Raw genomic sequence first — 16,820 nt, forward strand, 5'->3', positions numbered from 1 at the left:
GAATTAGCCATTTTTTTTCTGCCCGTTCGTCGAAAAATATAGGCCTTTGGTCGGTGATTCTTTCATTATGGTCTAAAACGGAGAAAGTTGCTGAAACGTTTCTGAAATGGAGGCGTCTTATCTACAAAACCTTAAGAAATCTTTAAAATCAAAATATTATGAAAACCTCTGTAAAATCATTAATCGCACTAACGCTAACAGCAATTGTTTTATCTACCTCTGCGTTTACCAACGCATCGATGGCAGCAGTAACACCCATGCATACCAGTACTGAAAAACCTTTCAGTTGGATTGAAGTAAGTGGAAATGTGAAGGTTACCTTAATTCAAAGCAAAAAGGAAAGAATTGAACTGAATAGCGAAGCCGAAGGAAAACCAGTTTCTTTTCAACAGAAAGGAAATACTTTGATCATCAACTCTACAGCAGATGAAACCTTAGATGTAGTGGTTTATGTGAACGACTTACAAAGAATTGTGGCTTCAAATGGAGCTAAAGTAACTACCTCTGGGAAATTGAACCTGAATGTATTACAGGTATACTTAAACGACGATGCTAAGGCCGTATTAAAAGGAAATATCAAAAGCTTATACACGGTAACGAATGGCAATTCAGATTTGAAATTACGTGGAACTGCTGACGAACATATTTTGGTGAAAAACAAAATGTCTGTATTAAATACAACGGATTTTGCAGCCTTGAAAACAGAAAGCACCTTCCTTGAAAACGGAATTGCTGTAAACACGAAAACGACTTTGGTGAAATAGAAAAGAAAGATTTACTTAGCTCTAAAGCGCGGCGGGAATAAATTCCCACCGCGCTTTTTATTTTGGCTCGGTTTATAAGTCGAACTTGATGCCCTGTGCCAGGGGCAAAGTATTGGCGTAGTTGATGGTATTCGTCTGTCTGCGCATATACCCTTTCCAGGCGTCAGAGCCACTTTCTCTGCCACCGCCAGTTTCTTTTTCTCCACCAAAAGCACCGCCGATTTCGGCACCAGAGGTGCCAATATTTACATTTGCGATGCCACAATCAGAACCTGAGGAGGATAAAAACTGCTCCGCTTCTCTCAGGTTGAGCGTCATGATGGCTGATGATAATCCTTGTGGAACCCCGTTTTGTAAGGCAATGGCTTCCTCCAGCGTTTTGTATTTAATCAGGTAAAGGATAGGGGCAAAAGTCTCTTCCTGCACAATTTCATAGTGGTTTTCTACGGCAGCAACACAGGGTTTCACATAGCAGCCGGAACTATAGTTTGGACCGCTAAGAACGCCGCCTTCCACCACAAAATCTGCACCTTCCTGAATTCCCTTTTCGATGGCTTTGCTGTACATGTCTACGGCTGCGGTATCGATGAGTGGTCCTACATGGTGGTGTTGGTCTAGCGGATCTCCAATCCTTAATTGCCCATAAGCTTTTACTAGTCTATTTTTAAATTCTTCGTAGATGTCTTCCTGAATGATGAGCCTGCGGGTAGAGGTACAGCGTTGACCGGCAGTACCTACTGCACCAAATACGGCACCGATGATGGACATGTCTAAATCTGCATCCTTAGAAATGATAATGGCGTTATTTCCTCCAAGTTCAAGAATGCTTCTGCCAAATCTACTGGCTACTGCCGTAGAAACGGTACGGCCGATGCGGGTAGATCCGGTAAATGAAACCAGTGGGATCCGTTTGTCGTTATTGATCATGTCGCCTACGGCATTGCCAATCAGCAGGTTGCTGATTCCTTCCGGCATTTCATTGTCTGCCAGCACTTTCGATAGGATGTGTTGACATGCAACAGCACATAATGGGGTTTTTGAAGAAGGTTTCCAGACACAAACGTTGCCGCAAACCAGGGCCAGGGCGGTGTTCCAGCTCCATACCGCAACAGGGAAATTGAAAGCTGAAATAACACCCACAATTCCCATGGGATGCCATTGTTCGTACATTCGGTGGTTTGGTCTTTCAGAATGCATGGTTAAGCCATACAATTGGCGGGAAAGTCCGACTGCAAAATCGCAGATGTCAATCATTTCCTGCACTTCTCCAAATCCTTCCTGTAAACTTTTCCCCATTTCATAAGAAACCAGCGTGCCCAGATCTTCCTTGGCAGCCCTTAAGGCATCTCCAAACTGACGCACCATGTCGCCACGTTTTGGTGCGGGTAAACTGCGCCAGAATTGAAAAGCACTTTCGGCTGTTTTCATCACGCTTTCATAATCTTCAGCAGTAGCCACCTGGATGCTGGCAATCTTTTGGCCATCTACCGGCGAAAAGCTATCGATAGTTTTGGCATCTGTTGCTCCTGACCAGTGTTTACCGGTGCTGTAGGCAGGATTGAGCTCCTGAATCCCTAGGTTTTTTAAAACAGAACTGATGTTTTTTTTCATTCGTTTTACGGTTTATAAACAGTGATATAGCTTAATCCTCAGGGGATAAGGTAGCCTTATATTACCGTTTTTTAAATATTTGGTTTCTTTTCTGACCTGAATTTTACAGGTTTTCGTTTAAAGTTATGTTATTTTGTAAAATAATTCTGATCATAATCCAATTGAAAAAGCAATCAACTCATTTCCCCCGAGCCTTTTGCTAAAAATAATACTATCAGTCATTTAGGGTTTCGGGTGTGTAGATGTTGAAAATTAATTAGTTTATGCAAATATTTAATTTGTAAACTTATATTGTGTTTTTAAAAATTGGTTCTGTTCTTTAATTATTCGCAACATGGAAGAGGAATTTTTATTTGAGTTTAGTGATGATGCGCAACGTTCAGTAGAGCGTTATGAAGAGATGATACGCAATCAGGATCAATATTTTTTTGATGCGCAGGCTTTTGAGAATATCATTGATTATTATATAGAGAAAAGTGACCCTGTAAAGGCACTTCAAGTGACCGATTACGCAGTAAATCAACATCCTTATGCTGCTGTATTCCTGGTAAAACAGGCACAGTTGTATTTTGTAACCGATCAGATTGAAAGGGCTTTTCTAGCTTTGCAAAAAGCAGAGTTACTGGAAGCTTCAGAAGCAGAGATTTACATCTTAAGGGGAAATATTTACAATAGTCTGGAACGCTACCAGGAAGCATTGGAGAATTTTCAGATCGCGCTGGCTTTTGCTGAGACGACCGATGAGATCCTTTTACAAATTGCCTATGTCTATCAGAATATGTTGGATTATGAACAAGCAATTGTTTACATCAAACGTAGTTTGGAGCAGGATATGGAAAACAAAGACGGCTTATATGAGCTGGCATTTTGCTATGATATCCTGGATAAACAAGAGGAAAGCATTAAGTTTTATCAGGAATATATAGATAATGACCCTTATTCTTATGCGGCATGGTACAACCTCGCCAATTCTTACCATAAACTAGACCTCTTCGAGAAAGCGATTGATGCCTATGATTATGCGATTTTAATTAAGGATAACTTTGCTTCGGCTTACTATAATAAGGGAAATGCGTTGGTGCAGTTAGACCGTTTTGCGGAAGCCATCGAAGTGTATAAACAGACTTTTGAATACGAACCACCTAATGCGGATACGTATTGCGCTATTGGAGAGTGCTATGAAAAGCTGGATTTGATGGATGAAGCGCGTGCTTATTATAAGAAATCCGTTAAAATGGATCCTAAAATGGCCGATGCCTGGTTTGGAATCGGCGTAACCCTCAACTTTGAGGAACGCTATTTTGAATCCCTGCATTTTTACCGTAAGGCTTTAGAGCTGGATGACGAAAATCCTGATTTCTGGTTTGCTATGGCAGATGCTTTTTATAAACTCGGTCAGATTGAAGAATCTATCGAAGCTTACTATAAAGTTTTGGAATTTAATCCAGTGGATATTGAGGCCTGGTTGGACTTTTCTACAGTGCTCTATGAGCAGGGAAGGCTATTGGAAGCTTCAGAAACGATTTTAGATGGGATAAAAAATAACCCCGATGCAGCAGAATTATATTACCGAATGGTGGCCTATTTATTTGCGCTTGGAGAGAAAAATGATGCCTTGGTATATTTGGAAACCGCTTTAGTAACCGACCCTGATAAACATTATATTTTGTTCGAATATTTGCCGCAATTACAAGATAATGGCTCAATAATCGAAGTCATTAACCGTTATGTTAAATAATGGTACCGTTTTTTATTAGATATACCTGATAAAAACTGTCCATTTTTTTTTCACCTTTGTGAGCAATATGAACTACCCATTAAATAATATACCCGAAAGATCAGTAAAGCCGCGCAATAAAGGAATTACAATGGTCATGGATAAAGGACTAAGCTTAAGGCAAACGGAAGATTTTATCGAAGTTGCCGGAGTACATACTGATATCGTAAAATTAGGCTGGGCAACTTCGTTTGTGACTCCTAATCTAAAAGAGAAGCTGGCCATTTACAGAGATGCAGGAATTCCTACCTATTTTGGAGGGACATTATTCGAAGCTTTTGCAATCCGTAATCAGTTTGACGACTACTGTAGAGTGCTGGATAAATATCAGATGGAATATGCTGAAGTATCTGATGGCTCTATTACCATTGAACACGATCTTAAATGTGAATTCATTCAGAAATTATCAAAACAGGTAACTGTAATTTCTGAGGTAGGTTCTAAAGATGCTGCCAAGATTTTTGCCCCATATAAATGGATCAAATTGATGAATGCAGAGTTGCAGGCAGGTTCCTGGAAAGTCATTGCTGAAGCCCGTGAAGGTGGAAACGTTGGCATTTACCGTGGTTCCGGAGAAGTTAGAGAAGGATTAGTTGATGAAATCCTGACTCAGATTCCTGAAGAAACCATCATCTGGGAAGCACCACAAAAAGAACAACAAGTTTGGTTTATTAAGCTCTTAGGTGCGAATGTAAACCTTGGAAATATCGCTCCTGCGGAAACTATTCCATTGGAAACTATTCGTTTAGGTTTAAGAGGTGATACTTTTGACCATTTTCTAAACCTGGATAAATTGTAATCCTACATTTATACAAATGAAGAAATTTGGCCTCATTGGGTATCCCTTATCACATTCCTTTTCAAAAAAACACTTTTCAGAGAAATTCGCAAAAGAGCAGATCAGCGATTGCGAATATGAACTCTATCCCATTGAAAATATCAGCTCCTTTCCGGAGTTGATTATTGCAGATGAGGAAATCCGGGGGATTAATGTGACCATTCCTCATAAATTGGGGGTGATGGCTTACTTAAATCACCTGGATGAAGCAGCAGCAGAAATTGGTGCAGTCAACTGTGTTGACATTCGCAGGGAAAACGGCAAAACTGTCCTGAAAGGATACAATACCGATGCCTATGGATTTGAAGCTTCTTTACGCCCTTTTCTGAAAGCGCATCATACTAAAGCCTTGGTTTTTGGTGATGGCGGTGCCGCAAAAGCCGTTAAGTATGTCTTGAATAAACTAGGGATCTCTTTCCTGGTAGTCACGAGGAAACCAGCAGCAGGTACTATTTTATACGAAGCTGTGGATGCGAAAATGATGGAGGAGTATACTTTGCTGATCAATACGACACCACTGGGAATGTCGCCAAATGTAGAAAGTTGTCCGGAGATTCCTTATGAATCCATCACGGAAAAGCATCTGGCTTACGATCTGGTTTACAATCCGGAGGTTACCAAATTCCTGGAACGCAGTGCTGCATCCGGTGCAGCCACTAAAAACGGTCTGGAAATGTTGTACCTTCAGGCAGAACGTTCCTGGCACATCTGGAATTCCTGATATGAAGAGATTTTTCCCATTCGGCCTCCTTATTCTGGTACTGGCTTTTAGTGCCTGTAACCAAAATAACAACTATGCGCCGAAGCCAAGGGGGTATTTTCACATCGATTTTCCAAAAAAGGCCTATCAGACTTTCAACGAAGGTTGTCCTTTTTCTTTTGAATACCCGGTGTATGCAAAAATGATCCCCGACAGCGGCAGAGATACCCAGCCTTGCTGGTATAACTTATCTTTTCCGCAGTTCAATGGGCGTCTGCACCTCACTTATTATGATGTCTCTTCCAAAAAAGAATATGAAGGCCTGGTAGAAGATGCCCGGACTTTCGCTTTTAAACATACGGTGAAGGCCAATGCCATTGATCAAAAGCTGATCAATTACCCGGAAAAGAAAGTTTATGGTGTTTATTATGCGATAGAAGGGAACACCGCTTCTTCTGTGCAGTTCTTTTTGACCGACAGTGCAAAACATTATTTCCGTGCTGCATTGTATTTCAATGAGCGCCCGCAATATGACTCCATTCAACCGGTAGTGAATTTTATAAAGAAGGATATTGATCAAATGATCAGTACCTTCAAATGGAAAAATTAATATCTATTTTAACTCCTATGATTAGTATTCAGCAATTTGCTTTTAACCCATATCGCGAAAACACTTACGTTTTATTTGATGAGTCTTCGGAATGTGTGATCATTGATCCCGGAATGTCTGATGCGAATGAGCAAAATCAACTGGTTCAGTTCATTAAAGAAAATAAGCTGAAACCGGTATTACTGTTAAATACACATTGCCATATTGACCATGTATTGGGCAATAAATTTGTGTACGATAACTGGAGCCTGAAGCCGCAGTTTCATGCTGGAGAGTTACCTATTTTACAGGCAATTCCTGGATATGCTCCTCAAATGGGCTTCGACTATGAGCTTTCTCCGGAGCCGGAAGTGTTTTTGGGCGAAACGGGAACGGTTAAGTTTGGAAACAGTCAGCTGGAACTGATATTTGCGCCAGGCCATTCGCCGGCACATTTGTGTTTCTACGCTGCTGCGGATAACTTTTTAATTGGTGGTGATGTGCTGTTTTATACGAGTATCGGTCGTACCGACCTTCCTGGGGGAAACCATGCGCAATTAATCAATAGCATAAAGAATAACTTGTTTATATTGCCAAATGATTGCAAGGTTTATCCTGGCCACGGTCAGTTTACGACCATTGGTTTCGAAAAGCAACACAATCCATTTTTACAATCGTAATTTCATAAATACTTGAATACAGCCTTTTACATAGCCCGCAGGTATCTTTTTGCTAAAAAATCTACCAATGCGATCAACATCATCTCCGCGATTTCCGTGGTTGGGGTGTTTGTGGGAAGTGCTGCATTGATCATCATTTTATCAGCCTTCAATGGTCTTGGAGAGATGGTATTGAAAATGTTCAATACGATGACGCCTCAGCTGGTCATTATGCCGGTTAAAGGAAAAACTTTTGAACCCAATACCGCTTATTTCAATCAATTGAAAAAGGCAGATGGGATTTATTCCTATGTGGAAGTCTTGTCGGAAAATGCTTTACTTAAGTATAATGACAAGCAGAGTGTAGGCTTGATCAAAGGGGTAAGTCCGGCGTATTTAAAGAATAAAAGCCTGGATAGCACCATTATTGACGGGCATTTTGTGCTCGACAATCCGAGTGGTCATTATGCGGTGATCGGCTCCGCCATTCAAAATTTTCTGGTGGTCAATACCACTGATCCTTTTAATCCATTACAGGTATATTCCCCTAAGAAAGGGAAGCAGGCAAACTCCATCAATCCCGGGGATAATTTCACGGTATTGACGATCCCAGTTTCTGGCGTTTTCGAAGTTCAGCAGGATTTTGATAATGTGGCAATTGTACCTTTAGACTTTGCCCGTCAGCTTTTGGCAGAACCGAGTAAGATTTCTTCTATTGAACTGCTGTTGGATCCGAATGTGGATGCGGAAAAGTTTAAAGCAGCTATAGAAGAGAAAATCGGATCTGATTTCGTTGTAAAAGACCGTATTGAGCAAAATTCGGCACTTCATAGCATCCTTGGAAGTGAAAAATGGGCGGTATATATCATCCTTACTTTTGTATTAATTATCGCTATCTTTAATATTATTGGGTCACTAACCATGTTGGTGATCGACAAATTGCAGGATATTTCCGTTTTAAGTAGCCTGGGGGCGGGGAAAAAGCTGATCAAGCGGATATTTTTGCTGGAAGGTATGATGATTACCATGACGGGGTGTATCCTCGGACTGTTGGTGGGATTAATCTTCTGTCTGGTACAGCAGAAATTTGGGATGATTAAGATGTCTCAAGACAACCCCATGATTTCCAATGCCTATCCTATTGGCTTGAAATGGGTGGATTTTTTATTAGTATTTTTAACAGTAACCGTGTTCTCTTTTATGGCATCAGCTTTGTCGTCTAATCTAAGTGTCAAAAAAATTGATCATTTAAATCAAGATCTCTAACATCATGAATATATCTATCAAATCATTACCCTTATTAATGCTCTGCTCAATTGTTATTCTGGCCTGTAACACCAAGCCGGTATCTGTTGAAAAGAAGAATATCAGGGTGATTAAAGGCTTGTATAGCTATGGTCCGGAGATCAAATCTTTTACGGACTGCGAAGAGGGAAATGAATATTGGGTAGCTGATAGTGCGAAGACCCTGGAGCTGGCCTACAATAATTTCAACTTCGAGAAACCGTATGAACCGGTTTATATTGAAGTAGAATGCCATATCATCAAATCGGACAGCTTAATCATTGCCGCAGATTTTGATTCTACCATGGTGGTGACAAAATTATTGAAGATCACGAAAGAAATTCCTGACGGGCCTTGTAATTAAAGCAGAAGCCCGTTTTAGAACAATTAACCTATCGGAATTAGGGGGAGCTTAATAAGGAATCAGGTAAAGGTCTTTCTTGATGGGTTTAATTAAACCTCTTTCCTGTGCCATCTGGAATAAGACATCAATTGCTTTACGGCCTTCAGTACCCAGATCAATAGAATATTTGTTGACATATAGGTCGATGTGCTTGTACATCACTTCTTCACTCATTTCCTGGGCGTATTGTTTGATGAACTCAATTCCGGATTTAGGATTCGCAAAAGCAAATTCCACAGATTTACGCAATACCCTGTTTACCTTTTCTTTAGTTTCCTGATCCAGTTTTCTATTGATCACAATTCCTCCCAATGGGATGGCGCAACCAGTTTGCTGTTCCCAGTAATTCCCCAGATCCATGACTTTGTGCAAGCCTTTGTCCATGTAAGTAAATCGGTTCTCATGGATAATTAATCCGAGGTCAATCTCCTCGTTTAACAGCGCGGTTTCAATCGCTGAGAAAACCATTTCCTGTTTTTGTACTAAATGGGGGAAAGCAATGCCCAACAAGAAGTTAGCTGTGGTGTACTTTCCAGGGATGCCCACGCGAAGTGTCGCATCGATGTGGTCAGGGTGATTGGCCAGGTACTCATTTTTAGAGATCAGCAATGGGCCAACGCCAAACCCTAATGCACTGCCAGCATCTAACAGGGCATACTGCTCATAGACATAGGCAAAAGCATGAAAGCTCAGCTTGCTGATGTCTAGCTCCCCTTTCATGGCCTTTTGATTCAAGGTTTCCACATCGTCAAATGAGACTTTGAAATCCAGTCCTTCCGTATCAATTTTATGGTGAATCAGGGCATCAAAGATAAATGTATCATTCGGACAGGGGGAAAATCCAAGGCTTAGGGTCATGGCAGTATAATTTTTTCTGTCAAAGGTAATGAAAATCGAAAGGGAAGATCGTTAGCTATTTGTCAAAAATCCGATGGCCCATTCATTCAAATTTTTAATGGCAAGCCCGATTTCCCAACTTTCGCGGTTCCTGGGTTCCACATAATTAGAGATGCTGCGGATTTGCAGACAAGGGATACCGGCTTCCTCACAACTGTAAAGTACAGCAGCACCTTCCATACTTTCAGTAATGGGTTGAAGCCTGTTTTTAACAGCTTCAATGCTTTCTTTCCTACCATGAACCGTGTTTACGGTGATCCCTTTTACCTTTTTAAGCGCAGATAAGGAGGGGTGGAGCAGGTTATTATAGGCATGGTAGCTGCTTTTTCCAAAGCCCAGTTCCTCAACAGGAAGGAATTGTCCATGGTCTTCTGCACCTAGCTCAGAAAAATCGTCTTCTACTACATTGAGCACGGATCCTAAGGCGATATTGCGGTCAAAGGAACCTGCAATTCCCAGATTGATCACCAACTGATAGCGATTTGATAAATGTTTCCCCAGTGCAAAAGCGGTAGCTGTCATGCCAACGCCGGTAATCAGCAAGTCGAATTTTTCTGTTTTTACAAATGCTTCCCCGGATAACCGGAAGTGCTCGGTTAATAAAGAGATTTCCGCATTTGTTGCCGCTACTAAAAGAATCTTCATAAGCCTAAGTTAGAGATTAAACCTTTCTACTTTAAGCTTTCTGCGTATATTTGTCAACAATATAACAGAGAATGATATACATAACCAGAAAAGCATCATTTAACGCTGCGCATAAATTGTCGAGACCAGATTGGTCTGAAGATAAAAACACAGAAGTTTACGGAAAATGTGCCAATCCAAATTGGCATGGACACAACTATCAGTTGTATGTGACTGTTAAAGGGGAGATTAACCCGGAAACAGGTTTCCTTGTAGATCTGAAATGGTTGAAGGACATCACCAATACTCAGGTAGTCGATAAGATTGACCACAGAAACTTGAATCTTGATGTAGATTTTATGAAGGGTAAGTTGGCTTCAACGGAGAATCTGGCCATCGCTATTTGGGAAGAACTGCTGCCTTTTATTAAAGAATCTGGCGCGGAACTTCATTGCATCAAAATTTACGAAACTGAAAATAACTTTGTCGAGTACTTCGGCTAATCCATCAGATATGAACAATCATTTAGATCATTTAGATGAAACGGAAGACGGTTACATCAAAATAGACCGTTATAACGAGGGAAAAATCTCGGCAGTAGCGAATCATTATACGGATATTTTAAGCCAGTTAGGCGAAGATCCGACTCGTGAGGGACTGGTAAAAACACCAGAACGTGTAGCGAAAGCTTTGCAGTACCTGACTCATGGTTACGACCTTGATCCGGCAGCGATCCTTAAAGGAGCAATGTTCAAAGAGGACTACAGCCAAATGGTGGTCGTGAAAGATATTGAAGTGTTTTCTATGTGCGAACACCACATGCTTCCTTTCTTTGGAAAAGCCCATGTGGCCTATATTCCGAACGGTCACATCGTTGGATTGAGCAAGATTCCAAGAATTGTGGATGCTTTTTCTCGCCGTTTACAGGTGCAAGAGCGTTTAACAAATGAAATTAGAGATTGTATTCAGGAAACGTTAAACCCTTTGGGCGTAGCAGTTGTGATTGAATGCAAGCATTTATGTATGGCAATGCGCGGTATTCAGAAGCAAAATTCTGTAACCACCACTTCTGCTTTTACAGGAGAATTTGCAAAAGACACAACTAGGGCAGAGTTTTTGAGGTTAATCACTGCCAACTTACACTAAACATCACATTAAGCATAAAATGAAAGCATATATATTTCCAGGACAAGGCGCTCAGTTTTCGGGCATGGGTAAAGAATTGTACGAAAATGAAATCGCCAAAGAACTGTTTGAAAAGGCAAATGAAATTATCGGTTTCCGCATTAGTGACATCATGTTCTCTGGAACAGATGAAGAATTAAAGGAAACTAAAGTAACTCAGCCAGCGATTTTTCTTCACTCTGTGATTTTGGCAAAAACATTAGGAGCCGATTTTCAACCGGATATGGTTGCAGGACACTCCCTTGGAGAGTTCTCGGCATTGGTAGCGGCAAATGCACTATCTTTTGAAGATGGTTTAAGATTGGTGATTGCCAGAGCAAATGCCATGCAGAAAGCTTGTGAATTACAACCTTCTACCATGGCGGCTATTTTAGGCCTTGCTGATGAAGTGGTAGAGAAAATCTGTGAAGAGATTGATGAAGTGGTTGTGGCTGCAAATTACAATTGCCCAGGACAAATCGTGATCTCTGGTAGCATTGAAGGCGTAGATATCGCTTGTCAGAAGTTAACTGAAGCAGGCGCTAAACGTGCTTTGAAGCTAAATGTTGGTGGCGCTTTTCACTCTCCGTTAATGGAGCCAGCAAGAGTAGAGCTACAGGAAGCGATTGAAAATGTAACGGTACTTTCGCCGGTATGTCCGATTTACCAAAATGTGGACCCGGTTCCAAATACGGATCCTGCTAAGATCAAAGCAAACTTAATTACACAGTTGACCGGTGCGGTAAAATGGACGCAAACCCTTGAGCGTATGATCGCTGATGGTGCCAGTGAATTTGTAGAAGTAGGTCCTGGTAATGTATTACAAGGCCTGGTTAAGAAAGTGAATAGAGCTTTCCCAACAAGTTCTGCAACGATCACAGCTAAGGTTTAACGTGAGCATCGCGGGTAAAATCAGATTTTTATTGTTGATACTTGGGGCCTGCTGTATTGGTACGGCCCTATCTTTAAAAAATACGATCAGCAAGAAAGATCTGCTTACCCATGAGGCGGCAGACCTTCAGGAAAACCTGAGTGACAAAGAAAGTATTGTTTACGACTTCCTTTCCGATCCAACCAGGGTTGAGCAGGCCAAGCAATTTGACCTCAATGAAAAGTATGCCTTAGACTTCATTAATCTCTATACCAAACAGGGGATCAACCTGTTGGTCTATGAAAAAAACAACCTAAAATTTTGGAGCTCTTTTAGTGCCTTCCCTTCCAGTTTGGAGGTGATTGCGGAGGGCTCTTCCTTTGTCCAGCTCCCCAATGGCTGGTATGAAGTGGTTCGGAAAACAACCGGAAACTATGCGCTGGTCTTCCTCATCGAGGTGATCAACCAATACAATATTCAGAACCAGTATCTGAGAAACGACATCTCGCCCTTCCTATTGCCTTCAAATTCCTTGTCGCTGGCCGCTTTTACGGATACCGATGTCTATGGAATTAATAATTTTGAAGGTAAAATTCTCTTTGAAGTAAAGCTGAAACCCGACTATACCAAGAGCATTTATGCGAAGATAGAGGTTTGGCTTTGGGCGATTGGGCTGTTTAGCATCTGTCTTTTCTTCAATTCCTTTTGCGTCTGGATGGCAAAAAAAGGACGATTACTCCCTGCTACCGGACTTTTGATCCTGTTTTTTGCGATATTAAGGATCACCGATCTGGAATACGGATGGTTCAATCAACAGTTTGACCTCTTGATATTTAGTCCGACGATTTACGGAGAAAGTTTCTTCTTGCCCTCTTTAGGCGATTTTCTACTCAATGTATTTGCCATTACCTGGGTCGTCTATTTTATTTATAAACACAGGGATGAATACCATTTGCCTTCCTGGTTGAACCAGAATAAAGTGGCAGGGTGGGTTTTTTATCTGATTTTACTAGGTTTCTTTGGCTTGCTGGCCCTGATCAGTGATCAGGTTTTCTTCGGGTTGATCATCAATTCAAAGATTAATTTTGACATCACCAATATCATTAATCTGGGCTGGATCAGCTGGGTGAGTATTATCATCCTATGTTTGGTATGGTTTAATATTTACCTGGGTATCACGGTACTGTTTGAGCTGAGTAAAACCTTGAATGTGACGAATAAAGAGCGGTTAATCTTATTTCTGTTTGCCTTTTTGGGTTATTTGGCTTATCGACTCAGTACTGATTTCAGCATCTTTTTTATCGTCTATGCGGTATTTATCCTGGTCATAGGCTGGAATGTATTTCTTAGGGACAATAAATTTTCGATAGGAATTTTTACGACCATATTTTTCTGTCTGGCCTTCATGTCTTCTATCAAGTACCTGAAGTTTATCGACATCAAGGAAAGAAATAAACGGCTTACGATTGCACAGAAACTGGAATCCACAGATGACCCCAAGATCATTAGTGCCATTGAGAGTTTGGAAGTGGGTATTTATACCGACAGCTTCGTTGCGGATTATTTTAAGCAGCCCAGTGTAAGACGCTCTGATCTTTTACAAAAACACATCAATAAGCAGTTTTTAGGGGGATACCTTTCCAAGTTTGAATATAATATTTATGAATACGACAGCAGGGATTCTTCCTTAAACGGACAGAACGTTTCGCTGAATTATTACAAGAAACTAGTGCAGTCGGGCTCAGTAAAAGCCTCTGAATCGAATTTCTTCTACCGTCTGAATGATACTTTTGGGTATCAAAATTATTTCGGCATCATTCCCATTTTTGAAGGCAACCATATCTTGGGAACACTCGTAATTGAGCTGAAATCTCAGCAATACAATTACAATAGTCAGCTTCCTGATATTCTGATCGACCGTAAAAATAAGAGTGAAGATGATTATAGCAATTACTCTTTTGCTTTTTATAGCTATGGTAAACTGGCCATCCAATCTGGTCCATATACCTATAAACTTTCCGGGCATGATTTTAAAGCAGAACCCAGAAAGCCTCAAACGATCACAGACAGCCTCGGATACACACATGTGGTGTACATGCCCATCGCCTCTAAAATGATTGTTGTAAGCAAGGAAAAGGTGTCCTATGTGGCGCGTTTGGCTACCTTATCCTTCTTCTTTTTAGTATTCATTATTTTTTCAGTCACACTGTACGCCTTAATCTGGGTATTGAAGAATATTGATGAGAGCTGGGGTGGTTGGTTCAACATCAACCGGTCATTGATGATTAATGCCAATAAGATCCTTTATAAAACGAGGATTCAGTTTTCTATTGTCCTTTCTGTGGTGGCTACTTTGGTCATTGTGGGCTGGACGACCTATTTCTACATCCGGGATGAGTACCGTAGACAGCAGGAAGATTATATCCAGGATAAGATTAGAAAAGTGCAGTTTTCTTATGAGAAACGGATTTTTTCCAGTGGCTTGCCAGCTTCTAATGAGGAGTCAGTTCGCTTTTTCAATGAATTTGCAGATGTAAATGGCGCTTACCTGAGCCTTTTTGATGCCAATGGAAATCTGTTATTTACTTCTTTACCCAGGATATATGATTTTGGGATAATAGGGCGAAAAATGGGGGCCAAGGCCTATGTTTACCTCAATCAAATGCAACGATCAGAGTACATCAATCCAGATGAACAGATTGGCGATTTCAGTTATTCTTCTGCCTATGCGCCGATTCGCAATGCGATGAATGAAACGGTTGCCTATATCGGACTGCCTTATTATGCGAATGAAGCGGATTATCAACGGAAAATTGGCCTTTACATCAATACTTTAATTAATATTTATGCCCTGGTATTTGTGGCTATCGGTATTCTTGCCGTGTTTTTGGCCAATCAGATCACAAGCCCGCTTACTTTTATTCAGGAGAGTATCCGAAAAACCAAGCTCGGTCAGAAGAATCAGCCCATTCAGTGGTCCAGGCATGATGAGATTGGTTCCCTGATTCGGGAGTACAATAAAATGATCGCTGCCTTGGAAGAGAGTGCAGCTAAGCTCGCGCGATCTGAAAGGGAAATTGCCTGGCGGGAGATGGCGAAACAAGTGGCGCATGAGATTAAAAACCCATTGACGCCATTAAAACTTGGTGTGCAGTTGTTGGAGAAATCATGGAAAGAGCAAGATCCTAATTTTGAAAAGAAATTCGAACGCTTTAACAAATCGTTTATTGAACAAATTGACAGTCTGGCTTCCATTGCTTCAGAGTTTTCGAACTTTGCAAAAATGCCGGACACCAAACTGGAAAAACTACGTTTATTGCCGATTATTCAACAGGCAAGGGACGTTTTTACGAATACACAAAATGTAGAGATCTACATATTTAACCATACCACCATAGAAGTGATGATTCTTGGGGATAAGGATCAGTTATTGCGTACGTTTAATAACCTGCTTAAAAATGCCATTGAAGCGGCTAGTGCAGAAGCGCGATGTGTCATCAAAATCAATTTGATGAATGATGAGGAAAATGTATTTGTAGAGGTAGAGGACAATGGTAAGGGGATTGATCCGGAGCAACAGGATAAGATTTTCGTGCCCAACTTCACGACTAAATCATCCGGAACAGGTTTAGGTCTGGCTTTTGTGAAGCAAGCCGTAGAGAATGCAGGAGGAACCGTTTCCTTTAAGTCTTTTACAGATGTAGGGACAACCTTTTATCTGAGTTTCCCGCTATCTTAAGTCAATTGCTGCTTTGCCCATGGTAAAGCCATCTGCATATAGAATAACAGAATAAATACCTTTAATGAAGGGGTTAGGGTTGATCCAATCCATTTTATAAACCGTGTCGTCTTCGTTGTAAGAAATGGAAGTGGAAGAGGTATATTGCATTTGTTCGCCATCTGCTTCAAACAGGTTCTCCCCATTGGCGATCAGGTTGCCTGCGGGATCAAATACGCGCAAATATATTTTATGGTAATCTTTTAATGCCAAAGGATTAGGCGCAATGTTGAAGCTGATGCTTAACTTTTTAGCGGTGCTTGCACGGGTAACTTCTATGTTTTTGCCGTTGTTTTTAACCTTATAAGCCACAATGGTTACGTTTCCGGCTTTCAAGGCGGCACCGGTTTTTACTTTTTCGATCAGCTCAGTATTCTTTTTTTCGAGGTTTTCGGCTTTTTGAGTCGCGCTATAAGCGAATTCCTTTAGGCTGTCTCGCTGTGTGCGTAGGTAGGCATTTTCTTTCTCTAAGCGGACAATTTCTTCACTGTAGTTTTTAACAAACTCCCGTAATTCTTTGACTTCTTTCTGGGCAGTGCTGAGGTCGCCTTGTGTTAGTTTGTCATTCTGAAGGGCTAGTTTTAGTTCTGCAATCTTTACCCTCGCCAGTTTTTGTTCGTCCTGGAGTTTGGATGTTAAGGTTACATTGAGGGCATTTACCTTGTCCAGCTCCGCTTCTATCTTTTCCACTTCAAGCTTTAGTCTGTCCTTTTCTGTGTTCACGGTTACAAAGCGTTCGCTTTGATGTCGGTCTTTTAAGTATAGGTATGCATTTGTGCCTAGAAGGGCTAGAATAACGACAATTAGAAAATAAATCTTATTGCGGTCTCCCTTATTTACCATCTCATTTTGGTCTGACAT

16 protein-coding genes are annotated in these 16,820 nt (G+C 41.0%); 12 read left to right on the forward strand and 4 right to left on the reverse strand.

From position 1 onward, the window contains the following. The first annotated feature begins 158 nt into the window (after positions 1 to 158). Positions 159 to 764, forward strand: coding sequence for a GIN domain-containing protein (locus GM920_RS15565; RefSeq protein WP_182959142.1), 606 nt, complete (start codon positions 159 to 161; stop codon positions 762 to 764). A 72-nt stretch (positions 765 to 836) separates the two neighbouring features. On the opposite strand, the gene amaB is transcribed toward GM920_RS15565, so the two are convergent. Continuing rightward, positions 837 to 2,375: an L-piperidine-6-carboxylate dehydrogenase gene (gene amaB / locus GM920_RS15570; protein ID WP_182959145.1), complete on the reverse strand. Its 1,539-nt coding sequence runs from the start codon at positions 2,373 to 2,375 to the stop codon at positions 837 to 839. A gap of 334 nt (positions 2,376 to 2,709) precedes the next feature. Here amaB and GM920_RS15575 point away from each other — a divergent pair, with 334 nt between their 5' ends. The 7 genes from GM920_RS15575 (at position 2,710) to GM920_RS15605 (ending at position 8,586) form a co-directional block, all read left to right on the forward strand. Continuing rightward, positions 2,710 to 4,113 (forward strand): tetratricopeptide repeat protein, encoded by a 1,404-nt coding sequence (locus GM920_RS15575; RefSeq protein ID WP_182959148.1) that lies wholly within the window; start codon positions 2,710 to 2,712, stop codon positions 4,111 to 4,113. A 67-nt stretch (positions 4,114 to 4,180) separates the two neighbouring features. After that, on the forward strand, positions 4,181 to 4,951 hold the full coding sequence (locus GM920_RS15580; RefSeq protein ID WP_182959151.1) for a phosphosulfolactate synthase: 771 nt from the start codon (positions 4,181 to 4,183) through the stop codon (positions 4,949 to 4,951). 16 nt (positions 4,952 to 4,967) lie between these two features. Continuing rightward, positions 4,968 to 5,711 carry a shikimate dehydrogenase family protein gene (locus GM920_RS15585; RefSeq protein WP_182959154.1) on the forward strand — a complete coding sequence of 248 codons (744 nt, stop codon included), beginning with the start codon at positions 4,968 to 4,970 and terminating at the stop codon, positions 5,709 to 5,711. 1 nt (position 5,712) lies between these two features. Continuing rightward, complete coding sequence (gldD, locus tag GM920_RS15590) at positions 5,713 to 6,300, forward strand: gliding motility lipoprotein GldD (protein ID WP_182959157.1); 588 nt, start codon at positions 5,713 to 5,715, stop codon at positions 6,298 to 6,300. A 17-nt stretch (positions 6,301 to 6,317) separates the two neighbouring features. After that, positions 6,318 to 6,959, forward strand: coding sequence for an MBL fold metallo-hydrolase (locus GM920_RS15595; protein ID WP_182959159.1), 642 nt, complete (start codon positions 6,318 to 6,320; stop codon positions 6,957 to 6,959). 12 nt (positions 6,960 to 6,971) lie between these two features. Then, the gene (locus GM920_RS15600) at positions 6,972 to 8,204 is read left to right on the forward strand and encodes an ABC transporter permease (protein WP_182959162.1); all 1,233 of its coding nucleotides are present in this window, start codon (positions 6,972 to 6,974) and stop codon (positions 8,202 to 8,204) included. Between the two features lie 4 nt (positions 8,205 to 8,208). Further along, positions 8,209 to 8,586: a hypothetical protein gene (locus tag GM920_RS15605; protein WP_182959164.1), complete on the forward strand. Its 378-nt coding sequence runs from the start codon at positions 8,209 to 8,211 to the stop codon at positions 8,584 to 8,586. Between the two features lie 48 nt (positions 8,587 to 8,634). On the opposite strand, the gene GM920_RS15610 is transcribed toward GM920_RS15605, so the two are convergent. Continuing rightward, positions 8,635 to 9,483, reverse strand: coding sequence for a menaquinone biosynthesis family protein (locus GM920_RS15610; protein ID WP_182959167.1), 849 nt, complete (start codon positions 9,481 to 9,483; stop codon positions 8,635 to 8,637). 51 nt (positions 9,484 to 9,534) lie between these two features. Beyond that, positions 9,535 to 10,167 (reverse strand): futalosine hydrolase, encoded by a 633-nt coding sequence (gene mqnB, locus GM920_RS15615; RefSeq protein WP_182959170.1) that lies wholly within the window; start codon positions 10,165 to 10,167, stop codon positions 9,535 to 9,537. A 71-nt stretch (positions 10,168 to 10,238) separates the two neighbouring features. On the opposite strand from mqnB, the gene GM920_RS15620 reads away from it, so the two are divergent. The 4 genes from GM920_RS15620 to GM920_RS15635 are packed head-to-tail and all read left to right on the forward strand — an operon-like array spanning position 10,239 to position 15,920. After that, the gene (locus tag GM920_RS15620) at positions 10,239 to 10,649 is read left to right on the forward strand and encodes a 6-pyruvoyl trahydropterin synthase family protein (protein ID WP_182959172.1); all 411 of its coding nucleotides are present in this window, start codon (positions 10,239 to 10,241) and stop codon (positions 10,647 to 10,649) included. Between the two features lie 10 nt (positions 10,650 to 10,659). After that, positions 10,660 to 11,292, forward strand: coding sequence for a GTP cyclohydrolase I FolE (folE, locus tag GM920_RS15625; RefSeq protein ID WP_182959175.1), 633 nt, complete (start codon positions 10,660 to 10,662; stop codon positions 11,290 to 11,292). A 19-nt stretch (positions 11,293 to 11,311) separates the two neighbouring features. After that, positions 11,312 to 12,202 (forward strand): ACP S-malonyltransferase, encoded by an 891-nt coding sequence (gene fabD, locus GM920_RS15630; RefSeq protein ID WP_182959177.1) that lies wholly within the window; start codon positions 11,312 to 11,314, stop codon positions 12,200 to 12,202. Between the two features lies 1 nt (position 12,203). Continuing rightward, complete coding sequence (locus GM920_RS15635; RefSeq protein WP_317171551.1) at positions 12,204 to 15,920, forward strand: sensor histidine kinase; 3,717 nt, start codon at positions 12,204 to 12,206, stop codon at positions 15,918 to 15,920. Here GM920_RS15635 and GM920_RS15640 read toward each other — a convergent pair. Beyond that, positions 15,912 to 16,820 carry a hypothetical protein gene (locus GM920_RS15640; RefSeq protein ID WP_182959180.1) on the reverse strand — a complete coding sequence of 303 codons (909 nt, stop codon included), beginning with the start codon at positions 16,818 to 16,820 and terminating at the stop codon, positions 15,912 to 15,914. The two genes, GM920_RS15635 and GM920_RS15640, sit on opposite strands and share 9 nt — an antisense overlap.

Origin of the sequence: Pedobacter gandavensis (assembly GCF_014172405.1) — a bacterium.
GTDB classification, from domain to species: domain Bacteria; phylum Bacteroidota; class Bacteroidia; order Sphingobacteriales; family Sphingobacteriaceae; genus Pedobacter; species Pedobacter gandavensis.

Excerpts from the sequence above, each read along its gene's own strand:
- GM920_RS15620 (WP_182959172.1), top strand. The coding sequence starts at position 10,239 with ATGATATACATAACCAGAAAAGCATCATTTAACGCTGCGCATAAATTG.
- GM920_RS15605 (WP_182959164.1), top strand. The coding sequence starts at position 8,209 with ATGAATATATCTATCAAATCATTACCCTTATTAATGCTCTGCTCAATT.
- mqnB (WP_182959170.1), bottom strand. The coding sequence starts at position 10,167 with ATGAAGATTCTTTTAGTAGCGGCAACAAATGCGGAAATCTCTTTATTA.
- GM920_RS15595 (WP_182959159.1), top strand. The coding sequence starts at position 6,318 with ATGATTAGTATTCAGCAATTTGCTTTTAACCCATATCGCGAAAACACT.
- GM920_RS15565 (WP_182959142.1), top strand. The coding sequence starts at position 159 with ATGAAAACCTCTGTAAAATCATTAATCGCACTAACGCTAACAGCAATT.
- GM920_RS15585 (WP_182959154.1), top strand. The coding sequence starts at position 4,968 with ATGAAGAAATTTGGCCTCATTGGGTATCCCTTATCACATTCCTTTTCA.
- folE (WP_182959175.1), top strand. The coding sequence starts at position 10,660 with ATGAACAATCATTTAGATCATTTAGATGAAACGGAAGACGGTTACATC.
- GM920_RS15610 (WP_182959167.1), bottom strand. The coding sequence starts at position 9,483 with ATGACCCTAAGCCTTGGATTTTCCCCCTGTCCGAATGATACATTTATC.
- GM920_RS15640 (WP_182959180.1), bottom strand. The coding sequence starts at position 16,820 with ATGTCAGACCAAAATGAGATGGTAAATAAGGGAGACCGCAATAAGATT.
- GM920_RS15575 (WP_182959148.1), top strand. The coding sequence starts at position 2,710 with ATGGAAGAGGAATTTTTATTTGAGTTTAGTGATGATGCGCAACGTTCA.
- fabD (WP_182959177.1), top strand. The coding sequence starts at position 11,312 with ATGAAAGCATATATATTTCCAGGACAAGGCGCTCAGTTTTCGGGCATG.
- gldD (WP_182959157.1), top strand. The coding sequence starts at position 5,713 with ATGAAGAGATTTTTCCCATTCGGCCTCCTTATTCTGGTACTGGCTTTT.
- GM920_RS15580 (WP_182959151.1), top strand. The coding sequence starts at position 4,181 with ATGAACTACCCATTAAATAATATACCCGAAAGATCAGTAAAGCCGCGC.
- amaB (WP_182959145.1), bottom strand. The coding sequence starts at position 2,375 with ATGAAAAAAAACATCAGTTCTGTTTTAAAAAACCTAGGGATTCAGGAG.